Here is a 22,465-nt window from a genome sequence, read left to right as displayed (position 1 = left end):
CTCGCCACAAATCAGACGCGGAAAGCCTGGACTGCCGTGTGCAGTCTCCCGCCCAATACCAGCAAATGCTCGCCCTGTTCGCGCCCTTCGCCAATACGCAGCAAGTTATCCCCGCCCGACTGGTGAATCCGCTCACTGTGATCGCGGATTTCGCTGACCGCGCCGCTCTGCTGGGCGGTGACATCGGCAATGCGCACCGCGGTGTCGGCAATGGTCTGGATCGCGCCGACGATTTCATCCAGCGCGCCGTCCGCAGCCTGCGCCTGACTGGCCGTCGCTTCAGCGTGTTCGACCTGCGCGCGCATGCCTTCTACGGACTGCCTCGCGGCTGTCTGCAGGCCGGCAATCAGGGTCTGGATCTCTGCCGTGGCGCCCGCCGTGCGTTGCGCCAGTGAGCGCACTTCTTCAGCCACCACGGCGAAACCGCGACCCATCTCGCCCGCGCGGGCCGCTTCAATGGCAGCGTTCAACGCCAGCAGATTGGTCTGATCGGCAATCGAGCGGATCACCGTCAACACACCGCCGATTGTCGCCGACTCTTCGGCCAGGTGTTCAATCATCTTCGCATTGCCTTGCACTTCACCCACCAGCGCGTGCAGCCCTGTCAGGCTCAAACCGATGACTTTCTGGCCGTGCTCGACCGCCATCCCGGCATTGCGACTGGCATCGGCGGCCTGACTGGCGTCGCCGGCCACTTGCTGAATAGTCGCCTCCAGCTCGCCGAGTGAATCGCGAATCAGCGCCGTGTCGCCCGCCTGATGCTCGGCTCCGTTGTGCAAATCGTTGCTCAGGTCGGCCAGGGTTCGACTGCTGCCGGCGACCTGCTCGGCGTTCAGGCGAATGGTCCCGACCAGATCCACCAGGTAAGCACGCAAGCGATTCAGCGAGGCTTGAATGTCATGCAGTTCGCGGTTGGTTTTGCCCAGTTCAATGTCCTGGCTGAAGTCACCTTCGGCCCAGGTCGACAGTGCCGGTGCGAGGTTGGTCAGCGTGCGAGCCAGACGCCGTTGCATGGTGTCGATGAGCAATGCAATCAGCAGGATCAACCCGATCATCACGCCTTGCATCAGCCGAACTTCACTTTGAATCTGCCCGTGCTGGGCGCGAACGACAGGTTCGAGACCGGCGATTGCCTGGTGCACTGCGCTGATTTTCAGGTGGGTTGCCGTGCCGAGGTCGGCGCGTTTCTGGATCTGCTCACGGGTGCGCTCAAGTTCGGTGGGGTAGCGTGTCAGCAGGCTGGTGAGCTCACGCTTGAGTGCGACTCCGGCGTCTTCGGCAACAGCTTTTTCAGTGGTTTCCAAACCCATCATCGCGGCGAAATCGTCGGTGTTTGATTCGGTGCCGCTGGTCACGCCGAGCAAGGGCAAGGTGTCGATGAGTTGGGCTTGGGCGCGGATGTTGCTGACTTCGCGCTCGACATCGGCGGCCAGTTCACTGCGGCCGCTGCTGACCAGTTTGTCTCGCGCCAGCGACAGTTTGCCCAGGTGCTGCGAAGCGTTGAGCAAAGGCGTCAGCCAGCCAGGGTTGCCGCTGGCGTATTGGCTGAGTTGATCGAGGCTGGCGCCAAGCTCGCGTTCGGCCTGCAACAGCAGTGCCTGCGGATCGCCGGCCAGCTTGCCGGCGGCGAGCAAGTCGGTTCTGCTGAACCCGTCAAGGTCCGACAGGCTCGGTCGCAAGCTCTCGGCCAAGGTCGGCGGCAACTCGGCCAATTCCTTTTGCAAAGCGTCGATGGCCTGGCTGGCGCTGCTCAACCGCAGGGCGTCGCCGCTGGCAAGGTAGTCGCCAATGCTGCGCGCCACTTCATTTTGAAATTGCTGGGATAACCTGAGGTATCGCTCCATCAACAGATAGGGGCGTTCCAGGGCTTTTTGCGACCACCACAGCGTAGCGCCGAGCGCTATGCACACGGCGACTAAAAGGAGGGTGTTGAAATTGGTCAGCAGCTTCAGGCGCATTGCGGGACTACCAACGGCAGAGTGGTAAGCGCCTGAAGTTATTGCGTTTGTATTACAGCGTTATGACCGAACGGGTCGATTCCGATGAAAAGGTGGCACTTTGCTTTGATGCTTGTGCGGCATGGATCCGGTTTCGTCCGGCGTGCTTGGCGCGGTACAGCGCCTCATCCGCCATACTGGCCATCATCAGGCCGTCGGAGACGTCATTCAGCTCGACGACCCCGGCGCTGAAGGTGCACCAGAGATCCTGCGGCTGGGCCGGGTAATGAATTTCGGCAAAGCGCTGACGGATCTCGTCCAGAACGTTATAGGCTGCTTCGATATCGGTATCGGGCATGACGATAGCGAATTCTTCGCCGCCGTAGCGGCCAATGAAATCGGTCTTGCGCAAACGCTGTTTGAGAAACAGCGCCAGGCTTTTGATCACCCGATCGCCCATGGGGTGGCCGTGGCTGTCGTTGACCCGTTTGAAATGGTCGATGTCGAGCATCGCAAAACTCAGCGGCTTGCCCTCGCGACGTGAGCGGAAGCTGCAGTCTTCGAGCAATTGCAGGATGTGCGTGTGGTTGTACAGACCGGTCAGGCTGTCGCGGACCATTCGAGCCTTCAGGTTGCGCGCCCGCGCCGCACGGTTACGCACGGTGGTGATCAGGTGGCGGGGCTTGATCGGTTTGGTCAGGAAGTCGTCACCACCCTCGCTCATGGCGTCGAGCTGCTTGTCCAGATCGTCTTCAGCGGACAGATAAATGATCGGCACGCTGACATAACGATCGTTATGCCGGATGACCTTGGCCAGTTCGGTGCCGGTGCAAGCGGGCATGTACATATCGAGAATGATCAGGTCGGGCTGGAAATCGGCGAGTTCGGCCATCGCCTGGATCGGCTCGATCAAGGTCCGCGTGACGATCCCGGCGCTGTTGAGCAGGCGCTCGGTGTGCATGGCTTGAGCGCGCGAATCGTCGATGATCAGCACTTTATAAGGTTCGTACTGGGCAACGCAGGTCAGGACTTCGATCTTCTCCAGCAGGCTCGACGCTTCGAGGGTGCCGGTCAGGAACTCCTGGCCGCCGGCGCGCACAGCGGCGAGGCGGGTCGGGGTGTCGGTTTCGAGCAGGCTGAAAAACAGCAGGGGCAAGGGTTCGTCAAGTCCGATCTGGGCTTGGGCGGCGAGTTGCAGCCCGACGCCGGCACCGCTGAAATCGACGTCCATGACAATCGCTGCAGGTAAACGCTCGACCATCGCTGAGCGAAACGCGGCCACGCTGTCGAGTGACTGCGCGCTGAGGCCGAAGAATTCGAGTTGCTTGGCCAGCCTCTCGGCCCGCTCATGATCCTGCAGCATCACGTAGACCGGCTTTCGCAGTGGCGGCAGGAGCGTCTGCTCCAACTGATCACCATGGCGCAGCCCCGTGCGCGAAAGGCGCTGCATCAGCCGATTGAGATCAGTAATGAGCGCGCTGCTCAGGCGCCCACGGTTGGCCTCGATCGCTTCCAGCGACTGACCGATATGCCCCGCCAGCTCACTATGCTCCGGTTGCTCGAAACGCTCGGCGAAGCGGCCCAAGCGCACATTGGCCTCGCTGAGTTCGGACAGGTCGGTGCTGGACCATTCGCTGCGCTGCAGACGCTGCCAAATCTCAAGAATCTGACGTGCCTGATGAATTACCCGCTGGGCAAAGTGGTGCTTGAGGCGCTCACGGCTGGGGTCTTCTGGCTCGGTCATATCCTGACTACTGAGTAGGGTGCATGCTGAGTTTGACTGGTGGCTCTATGCTAGCATCTCTTTCGATTGGCATCAGTGTCGTCCGTCAATTAAGTGCGGAGCGACGTCATTCAGTTTATGACCGGTCAGTCTGATGTGCTCCTCGTCGAAGCGTCATGCCAGTAGCATCTGGCGGAGCCCGCGTCCGGCTGCGAAGCAGTCGCAAAATCAGCGAATCCGTTGTATCAGCCAAACCCAATGTGGAGGTGGCGACTGCTGCGCAAACGGACGTCCGATCGTGGCCCTTGTCTTCGCCAGCCGCTACAAAGGGCTCTCCTTCCTTTATAGTTGCTCTTGCACCCTGCGGTCGTGCGGCGCGTTGCGCAGATTTAATGCGCGTTTAACGAGGCACGATGGCGTAGGGTTGTGGTCGAACCGATGAACTCAAGTGATCGAAAGGATACCGCCATGCTGGACTGGAAGAACCGCGCGGGCAGCGCGCCTGAACGTGCCGCCGAACCTAAGTCGGCCACCCGCAGTTACGTCGGCGGCCTGTTGTTCAGCCGGGCGCTGGCTACGCTGATCGGCCTTTTTCTGTTGGTGACCATTGCGCTCGGCTGGTACTGGAGCCAGGAGCCGGCGCTATTCCCGGTTCAGCAGAACGCGCAAGTGGCGGCCGAGCGTGAAGGCAAGCAGATGGTCATTGGCTATACCACGGTCGAAACGCTCAAGACTGTCGCCGATACCTTGCTGACCAAACCGGGCGGCTACATTTCCAACGACCGTTTCCCGCCTGGCTTGTGGATGGACAATACACCTAGCTGGGAATATGGCGTGCTGGTCCAGGTGCGTGACTTGACCCGCGCCCTGCGTAAAGACTTCGCCCGCTCGCAATCGCAGTCGGCAGAAGACGGCGATCTGGCCAAGGCCGAGCCGCGTTTCAACTTTGACAACAAGAGCTGGGTGTTGCCATCCAGTGAGTCGGAATATCAGGAAGGCATCAAGTCGCTGAGCCGCTATCAGGCGCGTCTGTCCGACCCTTCGCAAAAAAACGCGCTGTTTTACGCTCGCGCCGACAACCTCAACAACTGGCTCGGCGACGTCGGCACCCGTCTGGGTTCGCTGTCGCAGCGGCTGTCCGCCAGCGTTGGCCGGGTGAAACTCAATACTGCGCTGAAAACCGAAGTGGTTGCGCCGGGTGAAGTACCGCAGGTGGACGAGGAAATCGTCGAAACCCCGTGGATGCAGATCGACAACGTGTTCTACGAAGCTCGCGGTCAGGCCTGGGCGTTGTCTCATTTGCTGCGCGCCATTGAAGTCGATTTCGCCGATGTGCTGGCGAAGAAAAACGCCACGGTCAGCGTGCGTCAGATCATCCGTGAGCTCGAAGCATCGCAAGAGCCGGTCTGGAGTCCGATGATTCTCAATGGCAGCGGCTTCGGCGTGCTGGCTAACCATTCGCTGGTCATGGCCAATTACATTTCCCGGGCCAACGCGGCAGTGATCGATTTGCGTCAGCTGCTCAATCAGGGCTGAGTCATGGTCGATAATGCGAGCGAGGTTGCTCACCGCGCGGCCTCGGACGGCGAGCAAATTGCCTGGGTGGACGAGCACGACAACCTGCTTGGCGCTCTGGTCCGCTCCGATTTGCGCGAACGTGGGCTGATCGGGCGCGGCACGTACATCATGTTGTTCAACTCGGCGGGTGAGCTCTGTGTTCATCGCCGAACCTTGAGTAAGGCGATCTACCCGGGCTACTGGGACGTGGCGGCGGGTGGCATGGTGCTCGCGACTGAAACGTACGCGGAATCGGCCGCCCGGGAGCTGGAAGAAGAACTGGGAGTGAGCGGTGTGGAACTGGCCGCTCACGATCATTTCTATTTCGAAGATACGGGCAATCGACTCTGGTGTTCAGCCTTTTCGGCGGTGTGGGATGGCCCCTTGATCCTGCAGCCGGAAGAAGTGCTGGAAGCGCGCTTTATTCCAGTCGATCAGGTCATGCTCGACATCCAGCAAAAGCCCTATTGCCCGGACTCTCTGGCCGCGTTGCAGCGCTATCTGCGCGCCTGTGGGGATGGCGTCGCAAAACAGCCATGAATTGGCGCTGATTGGCTCTTAGCAATCAGCGTTTTTGCCGTTACACTGCGCGACCTTTTCAAGCTGAACCAGCGGTTGTACGCGTCGTAGGAGCTGTCGAGTGCAACGAGGCTGCGATCTTTTGATCTTGATCATCGTCAGTCAAAGGATCGCAGCCTCGTTGCACTCGACAGCTCCTACGCGGTGTTTTTCGGTTCGGTAGCGCTGCCCCTGCCTGAGTGGGGCTTCGCGGTCGATGGCCCCAGTGGCCGCGACCAGTCTTTGTCCTCCCAAGAGGATTGCCGGTGGCCAAAAAAGCCGCATCCTTCGCCGCCCTTGGTGGCCTGGTATTTTCTACCGACGCAGGTCGGCATTGCCCCGATTGCAGCAAACCGGTGGATGCCTGCATCTGCAAACAGACACTGATCCCGTCCGGTGATGGCATTGCTCGCGTGCGTCGCGAAAGCAAGGGCCGAGGCGGCAAGACGGTGACCACCATCACCGGCGTGCCATTGGCCGAAGACGCGCTCAAGGAACTGGCCACCACGTTGAAGAAGCGTTGCGGCACCGGTGGCGCGTTGAAAGACGGCATCATCGAAATCCAGGGCGATCATGTCGAGCTTTTGCTGGGCGAGTTGATCAAACTCGGTTTCAAGGCGAAGAAGTCCGGCGGCTAGCCGTCTCTGTGAAAACCACCCTCGGCTCGACCCGGTCCTGACAGCAGGTCTGGTGTCGCCTACATGGTTTTCACAGAGCCTGTTCTGACCGGTTTCTAAACTCACTGCGGTCAGCGAGGTCTACCCCCTCGTTGACGAACCGTCATTTACACTCTTTAGACTGCGCCAGCCTGAACCCAGGTGACGCTCTATGACTTTATTTATAGGGGACTTCAATGTCCGTACGACGCACACGCAAAGACGATGGCAGCCAATGGACAGTTGCGGACAGCCGCAGTGTTTACGGGATCCGCCATTGGGGGGCCGGGTATTTCGCGATCAATGACGCCGGTCGCGTCGAAGTTCGTCCGAACGGTCCGGCCAGTTCGCCGATCGACCTGTTCGAGCAAGTCGACCAGTTGCGCAAGAGCGGCTTGTCCTTGCCGTTGCTCGTACGTTTCCCGGATATCCTGCAAGACCGCGTGCGTCAGCTGACCGGCGCGTTCGATGCGAACATCGAGCGCCTGGAGTACCAGAGCAAGTACACCGCGCTGTACCCGATCAAAGTGAACCAGCAGGAAGCGGTGATCGAAAACATCATTGCCACCCAAAACGTTTCCATCGGTCTGGAAGCCGGCTCCAAGCCCGAGCTGCTGGCCGTACTGGCGCTGGCGCCAAAAGGCGGGACCATCGTCTGCAACGGTTACAAGGACCGCGAGTTCATACGCCTCGCGCTGATGGGCCAGAAACTCGGTCACAACGTGTTCATCGTGATCGAGAAAGAGTCCGAAGTAGAGCTGGTGATCGAAGAAGCCGCCTCGCTGAAGGTCAAGCCTCAGGTAGGCCTGCGCGTGCGCCTGTCGTCCCTGGCGTCCAGCAAGTGGGCAGACACCGGCGGTGAAAAATCCAAGTTCGGTCTTTCGGCGGCGCAGTTGCTGTCGGTAGTCGAGCGCTTCCGCGCGGCGGGCCTCGATCAGGGCATTCGCCTGCTGCACTTCCACATGGGGTCGCAGATCGCCAACCTGGCCGACTACCAGCACGGCTTCAAGGAAGCGATTCGTTACTACGGAGAACTGCGCAACCTCGGCCTGCCGGTCGATCACATCGACGTGGGCGGCGGTCTGGGTGTCGACTACGACGGCACCCACTCGCGCAATGCCAGCTCGATCAACTACGACATGGACGATTACGCCGGTGTCGTGGTCGGGATGCTCAAGGAATTCTGCGATGCGCAGAGCCTGCCGCATCCGAACATCTTCTCCGAGAGCGGCCGTTCGCTGACCGCGCACCACGCCATGCTGGTGGTGCAGGTCACCGACGTGGAAAAGCACAACGACGACGTGCCGCAGATCGAGAACAAGGAAGCGCTGCCGGAAACCGTGCAATGGCTGGTGGATCTGCTGGGCCCGACCGACATCGAGATGGTCACCGAAACCTACTGGCGCGCCACGCACTACATGAGCGATGTCGCCACCCAGTATGCCGACGGCAAGCTGACCCTGGCCGAAAAAGCGCTGGCGGAACAATGCTACTTCGCCGTGTGCCGTCGTCTGCACAACTCGTTGAAGGCGCGTCAGCGTTCGCACCGTCAGGTGCTCGACGAACTCAACGACAAGCTCGCCGACAAATACATTTGCAACTTCTCGGTGTTCCAGAGCCTGCCGGACACCTGGGCGATCGGCCAGGTCCTGCCGATCCTGCCGCTGCACCGTCTCGATGAAGAGCCGCTGCGCCGCGCAGTACTGCAGGACCTGACCTGCGACTCCGACGGCAAGATAAAGCAATACGTCGACGAGCAGAGCATCGAGACCAGCCTGCCGGTGCACAGCCTGAATGAGGGCGAGGACTATCTGCTGGGCATCTTCCTGGTCGGCGCCTACCAGGAGATTCTCGGCGACATGCATAACCTGTTCGGTGACACCGATTCGGTGAACATCTACCAGAATGCCGATGGCAGTGTGTACCACGCGGGCATCGAAACCCACGACACCATTGAAGACATGCTGCGTTACGTGCATTTGTCGCCGGAAGAGTTGATGACTCATTACCGCGACAAGTGTGCCAGCGCACGCATCACGGCGGCCGAACGTACTCAATTCCTCGATGCATTGCGCCTGGGCCTGACTCGTTCCTCTTACCTGTCTTCCTGAGGTAGGCCTCCGTCTACACCGGGTTGTCTGAAAATGTACCGCGCCCTGCGGATTTTTCAGGCGACTCGGTGGGATGGTTCTTTATTTGCCTGCGAAATACACCGCTCTCCTGGCTATAAAAGTCATATGGTCTGCATTTGTCGTAGGCCGTTTCCTAAGTTGTACTTCGGCCCTCTACTCGGTCATGGCTCTCGGCGAAAATCCCCGACCGCCCCTCCTGTAGAGAATTGCCGATGTTCGATCCAGTCCGCGAACCTTCATTTCGTCTGGATGTAGCCGGTCTGCCCGACCCGTTCGAAGTCCTGGCCTTTACCGGTACAGAAGCGCTCAACGAACCTTTTGTGTTCGACGTGGATCTGTTGATCGATGACCCTGCTCTCGACCTTGCCAGCTTGTTGTTCCGATCCGCAGTTTTGCATATCGAAGCTCAGCAGAGCTTCTTCCACGGACAATTACATGAGCTGGTTCAGCGCGACTATGGCCAGAGCAGCCGGTTGTGTCAGGTGCAGCTGCGACCGAGGCTGGCGTGCCTGTCCCAGCGCTTCAGCCAGCGGATCTTCAGTGCCCGCTCGGTGCCGCAGATTCTTGATCAGGTGCTCAAGGAGCATGGCATTACTGGGCGGAATCGGCGCTTCGAGCTGAACGGGGATTATGCGCCACGAGACTTCTGTACGCAGTACAGGGAATCAGATCTGCAGTTTCTCCAGCGTTTGTGCGCTCAGGAGCGTATCCAATACCACTTCGAACACAGCGCCAGTCGGCACTGCGTAGTCTTCGGTGATGGGGACGGGCATCTGCCCTTGATCGATGCGGTCAGGTTCGACACTGAATGCGAGCCGCCGGCAGTTCGCCAATTCAAGCGGCAGGTGAGTGAGCCATCCGGGCATAGCGCCGAAGGTCATACCGATGTGGCGACACTGCGCAGCGGTCAGCTGATGCGGTTGTGCGGACATCCGGTCGCCGAGTGGAATCATCTGTGGATGCTGACCCAGGTCGAGCATCTTGGCAGTCAGGACCCATTTAAACCCTACTCCAATCAGTTTCGTGCGATTTGCCGGGACGCTTCATTCGTCTCGGCAGGCAACGTCGCGAAGCCTCGCATGCACTGCTTGCAACGGGCGTGGGTTGTCGACGTCGATGAGTCTCGGCCGGATTCCTTGCGACCTGTCGCTGTACAGTTTGACTGGCTTTATCAGGGCGAAGGTGCAGCGCCGAGCCATTGTTGGCTGCCCGTGTCTTCAGAGCTGGACAGTCCGGCTATCGCGCAGTTGAGTGAAGGCACCGAAGTAGTGGTGAGTTTCATCGAAGGGGATCCGGACAAGCCATTGATCAGTGGTGTTCTGCACACGCCGCCGAAGATTGAAAATGATGCTGCCCCGCTTTCGCCTGAAGTGCCGCTACCCGTCGAGGGCATTCTGCAACTGTTGCGAACAGGTGAGCCCTTGTTGTTGTTATGCCTGATGCCCGGCGGTGGCAGCTTCAATCATTGCCAGGAAACCCTCTGTGCCTGTCGTGCGGCGACGCGATTCGGCTCGAGCGGTGCGGCATGATCGGCGCGCCTGCGCAATGGCTATTGCTGGACGTTCCAAATGCTCCTCACGCCAGTGCGATACTGCAGCAGAGGTTCGCGCACGCGCACAGATTCAAGTTGTTCGAGAATACCGAACTGCATGCGCTACGCGACGAAGGGCCCTTCCTTGTTGACCTGCGCAGTTGTCCTGGACTGGCCGAGCTGTGTTTTAGTCAGGCGCAGGTTTGGCGTGGTTTGCTGATGGTCAGCGACGCATCGGCCGGGCAATTGATCGAGCATCTGCAACGCATGTTGACGGTCACCGTCGGCCTGCATCATCGAGCATTGTTGAGTTACTACAATCCGAACACGGCCAGTTATTTTTTCGATGCCTGCGATGCCATGGAGCTGAGTCGCTGGTTGGGGCCGATCAAACAGTTGCAGTGGTTTGGCGGCACGTGGGCCGACCGCGCGATCGGCAGTCAAGGCTGGCAGCAGTTGCTCAATCCTGGCCTGATGGTCCAGCCGCTGGCGGTCGAGGCCGACTTGAGCCAGCGTCAGCGCGAGAAATTGCAGACCTGCTTGCTGGAACACCACGCCTGGCTATGGTCGCAGTCCACCGAGGTCGATTACACCAGCCTTTGGCACCATCTTCAGGAAGGACTGGCGCTGGGGTTCAGAGAGCGGCCGGCACTGGATGGCTGGTTATGGCTGCGCCTGCAATTTCCGCACGGGTCCCTGCGCCAGCCGCTGTCCGGTAGCACTCAGCAGGAGCGCCTCGATAATCTGCGCATTCGCTGGCAAAACGACCAGAGTCAGTGAGCGCGCCCGGAGAACCAGCCATCATTGTTGCGCAACAGCCAGGCAATTGCGCCGAGGGTCAGGCTGCGCAACACCATGAACAGCAGGAAGGTCAGCCACAAGCCGTGATTGCCCAGACCTTGCAGCGCCCAGGCAAACGGCAACAGCACAATCATCGTCAGCAGCATGCCATTACGCATTTCCCGGGCGCGGGTGGCACCGATGAACAGACCGTCCAGTAGATAACTCCAGACGGCGATTAGCGGCAGCACGGCGAGGTAGGGCAGGTAGACAAATGCCGTATTGCGCACGCTCTGGATGTCGGTCTGCATCTCGATAAACAGGTGACCGGCAAACATAAACAACGCGGCGAAGCCCAGGCTCGCCAGCAGTGACCAGCCACAGGCGACCACCAGCGAGCGCCGCAGCGCATCGCGGTCGCGAGCGCCAATGGCGTGACCGCACAAGGCTTCCACAGCGTGGGCCAGGCCGTCGAGCGCATGGGCGGTCAGCAGCAGGCCATTAAGTAGCAGAGCATTCGCGGCGACGGTTGCATCACCCAGCCGCGCGCCTTGGACGGTGATCATGAAAAACACCGATTGCAAGAGCAAGCTGCGGATGAAGATGTCGCGGTTGACTGCCAGCAGCGGTCGCCAGCTCTGCCACAGCGCCAGCGCGGCCCAGGCAATGTGACCGGGGTAGGCGCGCAAGGCTTTGCGGGTCATCAGCAGGCCAATGAGTGCGCCGGTCCACTCGGCGATCACCGAGGCGCGGGCCGAACCGACCACCCCCCAGTCCAGCCCGAGCACGAACCACAGATTGAGTGCGATGTTGACCAGATTGGTGCTCAGCAGGATCGCCAGCGGCGCCCGCGCGTTCTGGGTGCCGAGGAACCAGCCGACCAACGCGTAACTGGCCAGCGCCGCCGGCAGGCCGAACAGGCGTGTGTGGAAAAATTCGCGCGTCAGTTGATCCAGTTCTGCCGACGGTTGCATGAAGTGCAGTGCGACACCGCTCAGCGGAATTCCCAACGCGCCCAAGACAATCGCCAGGCCCATCGCCAGCAACAAGCCTTGCAAGAGAATCTGCCGTAACGCCGCACCGTCGCCACGCCCGGCAGCCTGAGCGGCAAACCCGGTTGAGCCCATGCGCAGAAAACCCATCGCCCAGGCGAGAAAGGTGTACAGGCTGGCACCCACCGCGACGGCGCCCAATTGGTGGGCGTGCGGCAAGTGACCGATGACGGTACTGTCGACCAGCGCCACCAGCGGCACGGAAATGTTCGAGAGGATCATGGGGGCCGCCAGCGCCCAGACCCGACGATGAGTCGGGCGGTCGCGCCAGTCGGCAAGCAGGTTGGACATGCAGGCTCCTTGAGGAGCGCGCATTGTAACGATTTCAATGTGGCAGCGAGCGTGCTCGCTACCATGGGGGCCGGTGATTTAGTGGATTATCCAGCTCAGTAGCCACAGCCCCAGCAGCAACCAGATGATCCCCATGATGATCGACGCACTCATGAACGCGCGAATCGCTGACCACAACAGTATCAGCCCAACGATCAACGCCAGAATGCTGATGATCGAGGTGTCCATGCCCAGGGTTCGAGACAGCCCCTCGACAAAGTTGCTGCCGGCGTTGCTCAACAGATTGAACAGGCCACTGAGGCCGTCGACGATGAAGCGGATGACCGAACCGAGTGCCTGGCCGAGCCATTCGAAGAAGCTTTCTACCTGCATGTGAACATCCCTTGATGAGCGTGGTGGCGTGGTTGCCGCACTTGAGGCTTTGGCTATGTATCAGGGCGCCGAGTTCCCCGACGCGAAGTTGCCTGAGTATGGCCCAGGACTTATAGCAGGCCTCGTCTGCTGCTACACAAACCTTGCCATGATTAAAGATCCCCCCGAAGCTATACGCCTTCAGGAGAGCCCGATGAACCTAGTTGAACTGACCGAACGCCTGCACGCCATCCGCGATCGCAATGATTGGAGACAATTTCACAGCCCGAAAAACCTGGCGATGGCCGCGAGCGTGGAGATGTCCGAGCTGGTGGAAATCTTCCAGTGGCTGAGCGAAGACCAGTCCCGCCAGTTGCCAGCCGACAAACTCGTCCACGCGGGGCAGGAAGTCGGCGACATTGTGCTTTACCTTCTGCTGTTGTGCAGCGAGCTCGGTTTGGACATGAATGAAGTCGTGCGCAGCAAACTCGCCGACAGCGAACGGAGATTCGGCTGATGAGCGACCGTCATTTCGATCAACTGGCGACCCGTTTCGCAGAGAAAATCTACGGCGGCGCCAAAGGGGCGATTCGCCTCGCTGTGCTTCAGGCTGACCTGGCCGAAGTCTTGCCCGAGCGTCCATTGCGCGTGCTCGACATCGGTGCCGGCCTCGGTCACATGTCGCTGTGGCTGGCCGAACGCGGGCATGATCTAACCTTGGCCGAGCCTGCCAAGCCGATGCTCGAAGGTGCCCGGCAGCGGTTCGCCGAGGCTGGACTAAGCGCGACATTCATTCAGGCGCCCTGGCAGGATCTGCGCGGACAGCTAAACGAACCCTATGATCTGGTGCTTTGTCACGCGGTACTCGAATGGCTCGCCGAGCCCCACGCGATCCTGCCGGTGCTGCATCAACTGACCAAGCCAGATGGCTGGTTGTCGCTGGCGTTTTACAACCGCGATGCGCTGATCTATCGCAACCTGCTCAAGGGCCACTTTCGAAAAATGCGCAAGAACGACATGGCCGGCGAGAAACAGAGCCTGACCCCGCAACAGCCACTTGATCCGCGAGAACTTGCGGCGCAACTTGAAGGCCTGTGGCGGGTCGAAACCCAGAGCGGGGTTCGCGTTTTTCACGACTATATGCCGATGGAATTCCAGGTCCGCGCGGAATTGGTGGATGTGCTCGAAATGGAGCTCGCCCACCGTCGCCACCCAGGCTTCGCCGGGCTTGGGCGTTATTTGCACTGGATCTGTCGGCCGATCTGATCGGAGCGCGTCATGAAAAGTCGTTCGGGGTTTTTGGTGATCTGTCTGGGTCTGGCCGCCTGCCAGGGCAGCAACCCTTACGTAGCAAGTTCCAGACCTCTTCCGCCGGCGCCAGCGCAAGCGGCTACCACCTTTGACCGCAGCGCCTACCCGGCGGCGCCGCGTGATTATGGCCGTTACCGCAGCTGGTCGTGGCTCAACGGGCAACTGCCACCGGGCACCGCCTGGGCGGATTCGGCACAGGTCGCCGAAGCCGTCAGCAGCGCCCTTGATCAGCGTGGCCTGCGCCCGCTGCACGACAATCGACCGTCTGACTTGTTTGTCAGCGCCAACCTTCGGCTGGAAACCCGTATCCGCCAGGTTCGCGACGACTACGGTTATTACGGTGGCGGTTACGGCAGTTACGGCGGCTACAATCGTTATGGCAGCGGTGTCGGCATGTACAACACGGTGCCTATCGTGCGCACCTATCAGGAACAGGTTGTAGTGGTGCGCGTAGACTTGTTCGACGCCAAGAGCGGCCAACCAGTCTGGAGTTCGAGCGCCGAAACCAGCAATCGTGGCTCACAGGGCGCGCAAACCGATGCCATTCGCGAAGCGGTGGAAAAGGCCATGTCGGCTTATCCGCCAAGCTAGCCCGGCGAACCCTGGTTACCGCAGGTTCATGTCTTCACCCGGAGAATTACCATGTACCGTCGTTTCGCTTTACTGGTTGTCGCCGCACTGCTCAGCGCCTGTGCTTCCGACCAGGTCAACAATGACTATGACGCCAGCCGCGACTTCGCCGCGTATCGCAGCTGGAGCTGGAACGAACCGGCTCTGCAATACCGCCCCGATGATCCACGGATCAAAAGTGATCTGACCGAGCAACGCCTTCGCCAGTCGGTGGCCGATCAGCTCGATCAGCGCGGCCTGCGCCCGGCACCCGGGGGCAGCAAGGGTGATCTCAGCGTGCAGACCTACCTGATCGTCGAGCAGCGCCAACAGCAAGTGACCACCAGTTACGGCGGTGGAGGCGGATGGGGCAGCCCGTGGAATGGATACTGGGGCGGGCCGATGTACAACGAAACCCGCAACGTGAGTTACAAGGTCGCGATCATTCAGATCGATCTGCTGGACAGCAAGGACGGTAAACTGGTTTGGCGTGGCAGCGATGAACAGTTGGTCAGCGGTTCGCCGAATCCGGCCGATCGCGCCAACGCCATCCGCGAAACGGTTGGCAAGATACTCGCCAATTATCCGCCTCGCTAAACGCTTTCCGGACCACCAGTAACGTCAGCGCCTAGGCGGCTCTGTCGCCCGGCGGTTGCGAGTTGCGAAGACAAGTCAGCGCTCGCTGGCGCCGGCGGGCAACTTTGCTGACTGATCAGGCGAGTGGACGCCAGTGCCCGACCATGTGCTCCAGTGCCCCGGCGCCCATTAACTGGAAGTCACCACTGGAGCCTGCCGCGCTGGCAAGTAACGTCACCTCGCTGGGCAGGCGTACCGGTTTGCGAAACTGCACCGCAATCTCGACGTTGGCCGTTGGTAGATGCTGATCCAGCGCCGCCAGCGTGCGCGCCTTGTTCCACAAACCGTGGGCAATAGCAGTCGGGAAGCCAAACAGCTTGGCGCTCGCGGCACTTAAGTGAATCGGATTGTAATCGCCCGACACTTTCGCGTATTGCCGACCGATATCGGCCGGAGCCTTCCAGCGGTCCACCTCGTTGAGCGCCAAGCTTGCGGCCAGGACTTCTTCGACGGGTTCTCCCTCAAGCTTCACACCACGACAGAGCATCTGGCTTTCCCCCTCCCACAGCGTTCCCAACTGATCTTCCAGGGTCGTCAGCAGGTCGAACGTTGCACCTTTGGCGTGTGGTTGCAGGTTGACTACCCGCACGCTGACCCGCGCGCGATGCACCCCGCCCATCGGCCGTATGAGGCGAATGCGGTTGCTCAGGTGAATCAAACCAAGCAGCGGGAACGGAAAGTCCTTTGCGGTCAGCAAGTGCATCTGTAAAGCAAACGCGAGGACGTGTGGGTAGGTCGGCGGCAGCAAAGCGCTGTCGGCATACCCGCAAAGCTTGCGGTACTCCATCAGGCGCTTCGGATCGACATCGACCCAGCATCGCAACCCCGTCTCGGGCAGGGTGGTGCCGGTGATCTTGCGCCGTAGCGCAGCTTGCGCGTACGACGAGGGCAAGTTCGGCTCGCGGTCGAGCGTGTGCCAGTCATTGTTCATGGTTACGCCCCCAGTACACTTTGCCCGCAGACACGCAGTGCTTGTCCGGTATAGCCGCCGGTGCCCGGTTGAGCCAACCACGCCACCGCTTCAGCGACGTCTTGCGGCACGCCGCCCTGGCCCAGCGAGCTCATGCGTCGGCCGCCTTCACGTACAGCAAATGGCAGGTGCGCAGTCATCTGGGTTTCGATGAACCCCGGGGCGACCGCGTTGATGCTGATCCCGCGCTCACCGAGCAGCGGCGCCCAGGCCCGCGCCAGGCCGATCAACCCCGCTTTGCTGGCAGCGTAATTGGTTTGTCCGCGAATACCGGCGATACCGCTGATCGACGCCAGCAGAATGACCCGGCCATTGTCACGCAACGTGCCGCTGTCGAGCAGCGCCTGGGTCAGCACCTGCGGCGCATTGAGATTGACCGCCAGTACAGCGTCCCAGAATTCCGGGGTCATGTTGGCGAGGGTTTTATCCCGGGTGATACCGGCGTTGTGCACAACGATATCGACGCCATCGGGCAAGTGTTCGATCAACTGCGCAGCGGCGTCTTCAGCGCAAATGTCCAGTGTGACACTGCGCGCACCGAGTCGGGCGGCGAGGGCTTCGAGATCGTTTTTGGCCTGCGCAACGTCCAGCAGGATCACGTCGGCACCATCGCGAGTCAGCGTTTCGGCGATGGAAGCGCCGATCCCGCGTGCGGCGCCAGTGACCAGTGCCTTACGCCCGGACAGTGGGCGGGTCCAGTCGGTGACCGGAGTATTACAGGCATTCACCCGAACCACTTGCCCGGAAACGAAGGCGCTCTTGGGCGACAGGAAGAAGCGCAGCGCTCCCTCCAGTTGATCCTCGGCGCCTTCACCCACCTGGATCAACTGCAAGGCGCCGCCGCCGCGTAATTCCTTGGCCAGCGAGCGGCTAAAACCTTCCAGCGCGCGTTGGGCGCTGGCGGCGAACGGGTCGCTGAGGGTTTGCGGGTCACGTCCGAGAATCACCAGGTGTGCGTTGTGATCAAGGTTTTTCATCAGCGGTTGAAAGAATTCGCGCAGCTGTTTCAACGCGTCGGTCTGGTTCAACTCGCTTGCATCGAATACCACGGCTTTGAGCTTGGGGCCGTGCCCTGGAATCCAGGCGGTGGCTGTTGCAGGAGCAGGTTGGGTGCCGTAACTGAATATCGCGTCGGTGAGGCGATTGGCGAAAGCGTTGACTTTCTCCGCCAGTGCACCGCCGCCAATCAGCAGCGCTCCTTCGACCGGGCGCAGCCGGCCCGCTTGCCAGCGCTCCAGTCGTACGGGCGTCGGCAGACCAAGGGCGCCGACCAGACGATGGCCGAGGGACGAGTTGGCGAAGTCGATATAACGGTCAGACATGGAACGCGCTCCAGCAGCTGGGGTTCAAAGTGTGGACCATGAATGGCAATCAGTCGTTCGATTCACGAATAAAGCCTACGCTTGGGCATTGCGGTGGCGCATGAAATTGTTGGAGCAAGCTTTGCGCCCACAGGTACTGCACTCAATTTCAGGATTTGATCAGGAGCTTTTATGACTCAGCTGCGTCGCGTCGCAATCATCGGTGGCAACCGGATTCCCTTCGCCCGTTCCAACGGGCCATACGCTACCGCCAGCAACCAGGCGATGCTTACGGCTGCGCTCGAAGGCCTGATCGAGCGGTTCAACCTGCACGGTGAGCGCATGGGCGAAGTTGCGGCGGGTGCCGTGCTCAAGCATTCCCATGATTTCAACCTGACCCGCGAATGCGTGCTTGGCTCGCGACTGTCGCCCACCACGCCGGCCTACGACATTCAGCAGGCGTGCGGCACCGGCCTTGAAGCCGCATTATTGGTGGCGAACAAAATCGCTCTCGGCCAGATCGACTGCGGCATTGCCGGCGGCGTCGACACCACGTCCGACGCGCCGATCGGCATCAACGAAGGCCTGCGCAAAATTCTCCTGCAGGCCAATCGTGGCAAAACCACTGCGGACAAACTGAAAACGTTTCTGCAACTGCGTCCGGGCCACCTCATCCCGCAATTCCCCCGCAACGGTGAGCCACGCACCGGCCTGTCGATGGGCGAACACTGCGAATTGATGGCGCAGAGCTGGAACATCCCGCGCGAGGAGCAGGATCAACTTGCCCTGCAAAGCCATCAGAAAATGGCGGCGTCCTACACCGAAGGTTGGCATAACGACCTGATGACGCCGTTCCTCGGCCTGACCCGCGACAACAATTTGCGCCCTGATTTGACGCTGGAGAAACTCGCTTCACTGAAACCAGCCTTCGAGAAAAGCGCCAAGGGCACGTTAACGGCCGGCAATTCGACGCCGCTCACCGATGGCGCCTCATTGGTGCTGCTTGGCAGCGAGGAATGGGCGAAGGAACGTGGCTTGCCGATCCTCGCATATCTGCGCGATGGCGAGGCGGCAGCGGTCGATTTCGTCAGTGGCGCGGAAGGCCTTTTGATGGCGCCGGTGTATGCGGTTCCGCGTTTGCTGGCGCGCAATGGCCTGACACTGCAAGACTTCGATTACTACGAAATTCACGAGGCATTCGCCGCGCAGGTGCTGTGTACGCTCAAGGCCTGGGAAGATCCCGAATACTGCAAAAGCCGACTGGGTCTCGACGCGCCGCTGGGTTCCATTGACCGCTCGCGGCTGAACGTCAAAGGTAGTTCGTTGGCGGCCGGGCATCCATTTGCCGCTACAGGCGGACGCATTGTCGCGAGCCTGGCCAAGCTGCTCGATGCTGCAGGGAAGGGCAGGGGCCTGATTTCGATTTGCGCCGCTGGCGGCCAAGGCGTCACCGCCATCATCGAACGCTGATTTTATTGGTCGAACCGAGAACCTGTGGGAGCGAGCCTGCTCGCGATAGCAATGTTTCAGTCATTGAAGATATCGACTGGAACGCCGCCTTCGCGAGCAGGCTCGCTCCCACAGGGGGCTCAATGGTGTTGAATGGATCAGCGGCATACCTTACCGTCGCCTCATCAGCCTCATCAGCCTCATCAGCCACTTCGCGACACTGGGCCAGTCCATGCCGACCAACGGACAACTCGCACTCGAGCGGACAATCCCTGGATTGACCGTTCTGCCGCGTCCCCTCTACGCCCGTGCCGAAAGTCTCAATGCCGGGTCCTGGACGCCACCGCATTGCCACGACTGGGTGCAATTTTCCTACGCCATCAGCGGTGTGCTTGGCGTGCATACCGCCGAAGGCGGTTTCTTTGCGCCGCCGCAGTGGGGTATCTGGATTCCCGCCGATCTCGAGCACCAGGTCGTCACGTCGATGCGCGCCGAGATGCGCAGTCTTTACGTGCGTCGTGAAGATTGCCAATGGGCCGATGGGCGATGCCGAGTGCTGGAGGTGACGCCGCTGGCGCGGGAATTGATCAAGAGTTTTTGCCAGCTGCCGGTGGAATATCCCCAGGGCGACAGTGCAGAAGCGCGTCTGGTCAGCGTTTTATTGGATCAGTTGGCGAATCTGCCGGAAGTCGGTTTCTCGCTGCCGTTGCCGCGGCATCAGCGCTTGCTTGGATTGTGCAACGAGCTGATCGAAAACCCTGAGCTGCATGTGACGCTCCAGGACTGGGCAAGTCGCTTAGGCACCTCGGAGAAAACCTTGATGCGCCTGTTCCAGCGCGAGACCGGTTTGAGTTTTCGCGGCTGGCGCCAGCGGATGCGACTGCTGTCATCATTGAATGTGCTGGAGGGCGGCGAGAGTGTGACCAACGCGGCGCTGGCTTGCGGGTACGACTCGACGTCGGCGTTTATTGCGGCGTTCAGAGGGTTGTTCGGGTTTACGCCGGGGGAATTGTTTCGGCAGTGAGGATGCTTTCGCGGGCAAGACGGATCGCCGCCGGGTCACTTCTACATCTGAAATACGAACGAACGAACGAACAGACCAGCTTGACTCCCGCAAATTGAAATGCGGACAAATCCAACAGCTAGGTCGGCTATCAGGCCGCCTCGGCGAGCTGTGGCGGTTAGCGCCACCTCGGGAGGCTGAGTGGAGGTTCTGCGCAGTGGGCAACCCGGCATGGATGCCGGGTTAGCCGCGCACGGCCAAGGATGGCCGATCGCGGCGGGCCCACGGAGCAGGACCGGAGCGAAGGCATGGCGAGCATTAGCGAGCCACCGGACGTCAGGGGCAAGAGCACTTGGTTACTTGGTGCTTTTCCAAGTGACCCGCTGTAAAAGCGGAACCAATTTCAGTCGCTACCGCAGCAATGGATATGTACACCCCCAAAAAATTCATCGCTCGGAACACAGCCATCGCAGGCAAGCCAGCTCCCACAGTGAACCGAGCACATCCTCGAAGATTCAGTAAAATTCAAGTCCGCCATCGAGAGCAAACTCAGCTCCCATAGGGGTGGTGAGATTCGATTCCTTGTGTCCGAGCCTGATCCTGGTGGCGATCCCACAACCGGCCGCCAAGCGCTCACGGCAGTTGCAAATCAGGTCCTGAACCGCCGAACCAACCCATCCAGCTCATTCGACAACCCGGCCAGACTCTGCGAATCCAGCCGCGCCGAGTCCGCCAGTTCCGCCACCAACTGCGCATCACCGTGAATCTGGCTGATGTGCCGATTGATGTCTTCAGCCACCTGATGCTGTTGTTCCGCCGCCGTCGCAATCTGGGTATTCATGTCGCGGATCACGTCCACTGACTCACGAATCTGCCCGAAACTGCTGCGCGCTTCGCCGATGCGAGTGACCGATTGTTGCGACACTTCCAGGCTCGCGCGCATTTGATGAGTCACCTGGCTGGTACGTTTGGCCAGAGTGCCCAGCAGCCCGTCGATCTCCGCAGTGGAATCGGCCGTGCGTTTGGCCAGGGCCCGCACCTCGTCGGCCACCACCGCAAAACCGCGACCTTGCTCACCGGCCCGGGCCGCTTCAATGGCAGCGTTCAGCGCCAGCAAATTAGTCTGTTCGGCAATCGAGCGGATGGTGCCCAGAATCGACTGAATGTCATTGCTGTCGCGTTCCAGCTGTTGCATCGACTGCGCCGACTGCTCGATCTCCTGACTCAAGCGATCGACACTGCTCACCGCCGCATCGATCTGTTGCTGACCTTCGCGCGCTTGACGCTGGCCACTGTCGGCCGACTCTGCCGCCTGGCTGCACGAGCGCGCGACTTCGTTGGCGGTGGCGACCATTTCGTGGAACGCCGTGGACACCATGTCCACTGCTTCACGCTGACGTCCGGCCGCTTCGGCCATGTCGCTGGACACCTGCGTCGAGCTTTTCGAGGTGGCGAGGATTTTCGTCGCGGCGCCACCGATGCTTTGAATCAAATTACGAATCGCCGCCAGGAATTGGTTGAACCAGCTGGCCAGTTGCGCGGTTTCATCGCTGCCACGCACCTGCAGGTTTTTGGTCAAATCCCCTTCACCCTGAGCAATGCCTTCCAGGCCGCTGGCGACGCTACGGATCGGGCGCACGATGACGCTGGCGAAGCTGGCGCCGACCACGGCGAAAATCACCGCGAGCACAGCCGCAATAATTGCGATCAGCCAGGTCAGCTGTGTGGCCGAGCTCATCACATCGTCCTGTTTGATCAGGCCGACAAATGTCCAGCCGAGTTGCTCCGAGGGCCAGACGTTGGCCATGTAGCGCTCGCCATTGAGCTCGACTTCCACCAGCCCTTTGCCGGCCTTGCCCAATTGTGCGTAACCCTCGCCGAGGCTGCTCAACGGTTTGAAGTTGTGTTCCGGTTGTTTCGGATCGACCAGCACGGTGCCGGTGTTTTCCATCAACATCAGGTAGCCGCTTTCCCCCAGCTTGATCTGTTTGACGATTTCCGTGAGCTGCTTGAGCGTCACGTCGATGCTGACCACGCCGCCGTTGGTCCCCAGTTTGTTATCGATGGTGCGTACGGTGCTGACGTAGGTTGCATCGTCCTCGGCCCAGTAATACGCCTCGGTTCGAAACGGCTTGCCTGGTTTGGCCTGCGCCGCTTTGTACCAGGGACGCTGGCGCGGGTCGTAGTTGTTCAGCTTCGCGTCGTCCGGCCAGGACACGTAACCGCCGGCAGCCGTACCGAGAATCGCGTAGGCGTAGGAGGGGTGGCTGTTGCCGAGATTCTGCAGCAGGGCGAAGACTTTTTTGTCGGCCTCGCCTTGGGGAATGCTCTGCGCGTTGGCGCTCATGTAAGTCTTGAGGCTGTCGTCGGATTCTTTGATCAGCGGCTGAGAGGCCAGGTAATCGACGTTCTGGCTAATGCCGTCGAAAAAGATTTGCATGGCATTGCTGACCTGACGAATTTCGCGACCACTGCTGTCGACGAAATTGTCCTTGGCGTCACTGCGCAAGTTCAGCACAACGAGGGTGGCCACCAGTACCACTGGCAGGCAGGCGATGATTGCAAACGCCCAGGTCAGCTTTTGTTTGATGTTCATCCGCGCTCCAGATTTTCTTGTA

At 60.4% G+C, this 22,465-nt stretch carries 19 protein-coding genes and 1 pseudogene; 12 read left to right on the top strand and 8 right to left on the bottom strand.

The window, feature by feature from the left end:
- Positions 1–11 precede the first annotated feature (11 nt).
- On the bottom strand, positions 12–647 hold the full coding sequence (locus tag F8N12_RS28260; protein ID WP_412072148.1) for a methyl-accepting chemotaxis protein: 636 nt from the start codon (positions 645–647) through the stop codon (positions 12–14).
- A gap of 1,363 nt (positions 648–2,010) precedes the next feature.
- Positions 2,011–3,681, bottom strand: coding sequence for a diguanylate cyclase (locus F8N12_RS12750; protein WP_150580734.1), 1,671 nt, complete (start codon positions 3,679–3,681; stop codon positions 2,011–2,013).
- Between the two features lie 447 nt (positions 3,682–4,128).
- On the opposite strand from F8N12_RS12750, the gene F8N12_RS12745 reads away from it, so the two are divergent.
- The 6 genes from F8N12_RS12745 to F8N12_RS12720 all read left to right on the top strand — a co-directional run bounded on the left by F8N12_RS12745 (position 4,129) and on the right by F8N12_RS12720 (position 10,874).
- A complete protein-coding gene (locus F8N12_RS12745) occupies positions 4,129–5,196 on the top strand; it encodes a DUF2333 family protein (RefSeq protein WP_150580733.1) in 1,068 nt (355 codons plus the stop codon).
- A gap of 3 nt (positions 5,197–5,199) precedes the next feature.
- Positions 5,200–5,757 carry an NUDIX hydrolase gene (locus tag F8N12_RS12740; RefSeq protein WP_150580732.1) on the top strand — a complete coding sequence of 186 codons (558 nt, stop codon included), beginning with the start codon at positions 5,200–5,202 and terminating at the stop codon, positions 5,755–5,757.
- 284 nt (positions 5,758–6,041) lie between these two features.
- A complete protein-coding gene (locus F8N12_RS12735; RefSeq protein WP_028620179.1) occupies positions 6,042–6,413 on the top strand; it encodes a translation initiation factor Sui1 in 372 nt (123 codons plus the stop codon).
- Positions 6,414–6,628: 215 nt separating this feature from the next.
- Positions 6,629–8,542 carry an arginine decarboxylase gene (gene speA / locus F8N12_RS12730; RefSeq protein ID WP_150580731.1) on the top strand — a complete coding sequence of 638 codons (1,914 nt, stop codon included), beginning with the start codon at positions 6,629–6,631 and terminating at the stop codon, positions 8,540–8,542.
- Between the two features lie 233 nt (positions 8,543–8,775).
- Complete coding sequence (locus tag F8N12_RS12725; protein ID WP_150580730.1) at positions 8,776–10,092, top strand: contractile injection system protein, VgrG/Pvc8 family; 1,317 nt, start codon at positions 8,776–8,778, stop codon at positions 10,090–10,092.
- The gene (locus tag F8N12_RS12720; RefSeq protein WP_150580729.1) at positions 10,089–10,874 is read left to right on the top strand and encodes a DUF4123 domain-containing protein; all 786 of its coding nucleotides are present in this window, start codon (positions 10,089–10,091) and stop codon (positions 10,872–10,874) included. The genes F8N12_RS12725 and F8N12_RS12720 overlap by 4 nt, the downstream gene beginning before the upstream one ends.
- Here the strand turns inward: F8N12_RS12720 and F8N12_RS12715 are convergent.
- Complete coding sequence (locus F8N12_RS12715; protein WP_150580728.1) at positions 10,868–12,217, bottom strand: MATE family efflux transporter; 1,350 nt, start codon at positions 12,215–12,217, stop codon at positions 10,868–10,870. The two genes, F8N12_RS12720 and F8N12_RS12715, sit on opposite strands and share 7 nt — an antisense overlap.
- Before the next feature lie 78 nt (positions 12,218–12,295).
- Positions 12,296–12,589, bottom strand: coding sequence for a hypothetical protein (locus F8N12_RS12710; RefSeq protein ID WP_028620174.1), 294 nt, complete (start codon positions 12,587–12,589; stop codon positions 12,296–12,298).
- Between the two features lie 193 nt (positions 12,590–12,782).
- Here F8N12_RS12710 and F8N12_RS12705 point away from each other — a divergent pair, with 193 nt between their 5' ends.
- From F8N12_RS12705 to F8N12_RS12690, 4 genes are read left to right on the top strand one after another with little or no spacing between them, the layout of a single operon-like run.
- Complete coding sequence (locus F8N12_RS12705) at positions 12,783–13,085, top strand: MazG-like family protein (RefSeq protein WP_150580727.1); 303 nt, start codon at positions 12,783–12,785, stop codon at positions 13,083–13,085.
- A complete protein-coding gene (locus tag F8N12_RS12700; protein WP_150580726.1) occupies positions 13,085–13,834 on the top strand; it encodes a methyltransferase domain-containing protein in 750 nt (249 codons plus the stop codon). The genes F8N12_RS12705 and F8N12_RS12700 overlap by 1 nt, the downstream gene beginning before the upstream one ends.
- A gap of 12 nt (positions 13,835–13,846) precedes the next feature.
- The gene (locus F8N12_RS12695; RefSeq protein ID WP_150580725.1) at positions 13,847–14,470 is read left to right on the top strand and encodes a DUF4136 domain-containing protein; all 624 of its coding nucleotides are present in this window, start codon (positions 13,847–13,849) and stop codon (positions 14,468–14,470) included.
- 51 nt (positions 14,471–14,521) lie between these two features.
- On the top strand, positions 14,522–15,085 hold the full coding sequence (locus F8N12_RS12690) for a DUF4136 domain-containing protein (protein WP_150580724.1): 564 nt from the start codon (positions 14,522–14,524) through the stop codon (positions 15,083–15,085).
- 115 nt (positions 15,086–15,200) lie between these two features.
- Here the strand turns inward: F8N12_RS12690 and F8N12_RS12685 are convergent, their stop codons facing one another.
- The gene (locus F8N12_RS12685; RefSeq protein ID WP_150580723.1) at positions 15,201–16,055 is read right to left on the bottom strand and encodes a MaoC family dehydratase; all 855 of its coding nucleotides are present in this window, start codon (positions 16,053–16,055) and stop codon (positions 15,201–15,203) included.
- Positions 16,056–16,057: 2 nt separating this feature from the next.
- A complete protein-coding gene (locus tag F8N12_RS12680) occupies positions 16,058–17,416 on the bottom strand; it encodes a 3-oxoacyl-ACP reductase (protein WP_150580722.1) in 1,359 nt (452 codons plus the stop codon).
- Between the two features lie 171 nt (positions 17,417–17,587).
- Here F8N12_RS12680 and F8N12_RS12675 point away from each other — a divergent pair, with 171 nt between their 5' ends.
- On the top strand, positions 17,588–18,865 hold the full coding sequence (locus F8N12_RS12675) for an acetyl-CoA C-acetyltransferase (protein ID WP_150580721.1): 1,278 nt from the start codon (positions 17,588–17,590) through the stop codon (positions 18,863–18,865).
- A gap of 211 nt (positions 18,866–19,076) precedes the next feature.
- The gene (locus F8N12_RS12670) at positions 19,077–19,868 is read left to right on the top strand and encodes an AraC family transcriptional regulator (RefSeq protein ID WP_150580720.1); all 792 of its coding nucleotides are present in this window, start codon (positions 19,077–19,079) and stop codon (positions 19,866–19,868) included.
- A gap of 628 nt (positions 19,869–20,496) precedes the next feature.
- Here F8N12_RS12670 and F8N12_RS28255 read toward each other — a convergent pair.
- The gene (locus F8N12_RS28255; protein ID WP_412072147.1) at positions 20,497–21,225 is read right to left on the bottom strand and encodes a methyl-accepting chemotaxis protein; all 729 of its coding nucleotides are present in this window, start codon (positions 21,223–21,225) and stop codon (positions 20,497–20,499) included.
- A gap of 129 nt (positions 21,226–21,354) precedes the next feature.
- Positions 21,355–22,443: pseudogene (locus F8N12_RS28250) on the bottom strand (cache domain-containing protein); the annotation flags it as partial.
- Positions 22,444–22,465: the final 22 nt, after the last annotated feature.

The organism is Pseudomonas fluorescens, assembly GCF_902497625.1.
Taxonomy (GTDB): Bacteria; Pseudomonadota; Gammaproteobacteria; order Pseudomonadales; family Pseudomonadaceae; genus Aquipseudomonas; species Aquipseudomonas fluorescens_BQ.
This window is presented reverse-complemented; position numbering and strand designations above follow the sequence as displayed.

Excerpts from the sequence above, each read along its gene's own strand:
- F8N12_RS12705 (WP_150580727.1), top strand. The coding sequence starts at position 12,783 with ATGAACCTAGTTGAACTGACCGAACGCCTGCACGCCATCCGCGATCGC.
- F8N12_RS28260 (WP_412072148.1), bottom strand. The coding sequence starts at position 647 with ATGGCGGTCGAGCACGGCCAGAAAGTCATCGGTTTGAGCCTGACAGGG.
- F8N12_RS12740 (WP_150580732.1), top strand. The coding sequence starts at position 5,200 with ATGGTCGATAATGCGAGCGAGGTTGCTCACCGCGCGGCCTCGGACGGC.
- F8N12_RS12710 (WP_028620174.1), bottom strand. The coding sequence starts at position 12,589 with ATGCAGGTAGAAAGCTTCTTCGAATGGCTCGGCCAGGCACTCGGTTCG.
- F8N12_RS12670 (WP_150580720.1), top strand. The coding sequence starts at position 19,077 with ATGCCGACCAACGGACAACTCGCACTCGAGCGGACAATCCCTGGATTG.
- F8N12_RS12680 (WP_150580722.1), bottom strand. The coding sequence starts at position 17,416 with ATGTCTGACCGTTATATCGACTTCGCCAACTCGTCCCTCGGCCATCGT.
- F8N12_RS12725 (WP_150580730.1), top strand. The coding sequence starts at position 8,776 with ATGTTCGATCCAGTCCGCGAACCTTCATTTCGTCTGGATGTAGCCGGT.
- F8N12_RS12690 (WP_150580724.1), top strand. The coding sequence starts at position 14,522 with ATGTACCGTCGTTTCGCTTTACTGGTTGTCGCCGCACTGCTCAGCGCC.
- F8N12_RS12675 (WP_150580721.1), top strand. The coding sequence starts at position 17,588 with ATGACTCAGCTGCGTCGCGTCGCAATCATCGGTGGCAACCGGATTCCC.
- F8N12_RS28255 (WP_412072147.1), bottom strand. The coding sequence starts at position 21,225 with ATGGTGTCCACGGCGTTCCACGAAATGGTCGCCACCGCCAACGAAGTC.
- speA (WP_150580731.1), top strand. The coding sequence starts at position 6,629 with ATGTCCGTACGACGCACACGCAAAGACGATGGCAGCCAATGGACAGTT.
- F8N12_RS12715 (WP_150580728.1), bottom strand. The coding sequence starts at position 12,217 with ATGTCCAACCTGCTTGCCGACTGGCGCGACCGCCCGACTCATCGTCGG.
- F8N12_RS12745 (WP_150580733.1), top strand. The coding sequence starts at position 4,129 with ATGCTGGACTGGAAGAACCGCGCGGGCAGCGCGCCTGAACGTGCCGCC.
- F8N12_RS12685 (WP_150580723.1), bottom strand. The coding sequence starts at position 16,055 with ATGAACAATGACTGGCACACGCTCGACCGCGAGCCGAACTTGCCCTCG.
- F8N12_RS12695 (WP_150580725.1), top strand. The coding sequence starts at position 13,847 with ATGAAAAGTCGTTCGGGGTTTTTGGTGATCTGTCTGGGTCTGGCCGCC.
- F8N12_RS12700 (WP_150580726.1), top strand. The coding sequence starts at position 13,085 with ATGAGCGACCGTCATTTCGATCAACTGGCGACCCGTTTCGCAGAGAAA.
- F8N12_RS12720 (WP_150580729.1), top strand. The coding sequence starts at position 10,089 with ATGATCGGCGCGCCTGCGCAATGGCTATTGCTGGACGTTCCAAATGCT.
- F8N12_RS12750 (WP_150580734.1), bottom strand. The coding sequence starts at position 3,681 with ATGACCGAGCCAGAAGACCCCAGCCGTGAGCGCCTCAAGCACCACTTT.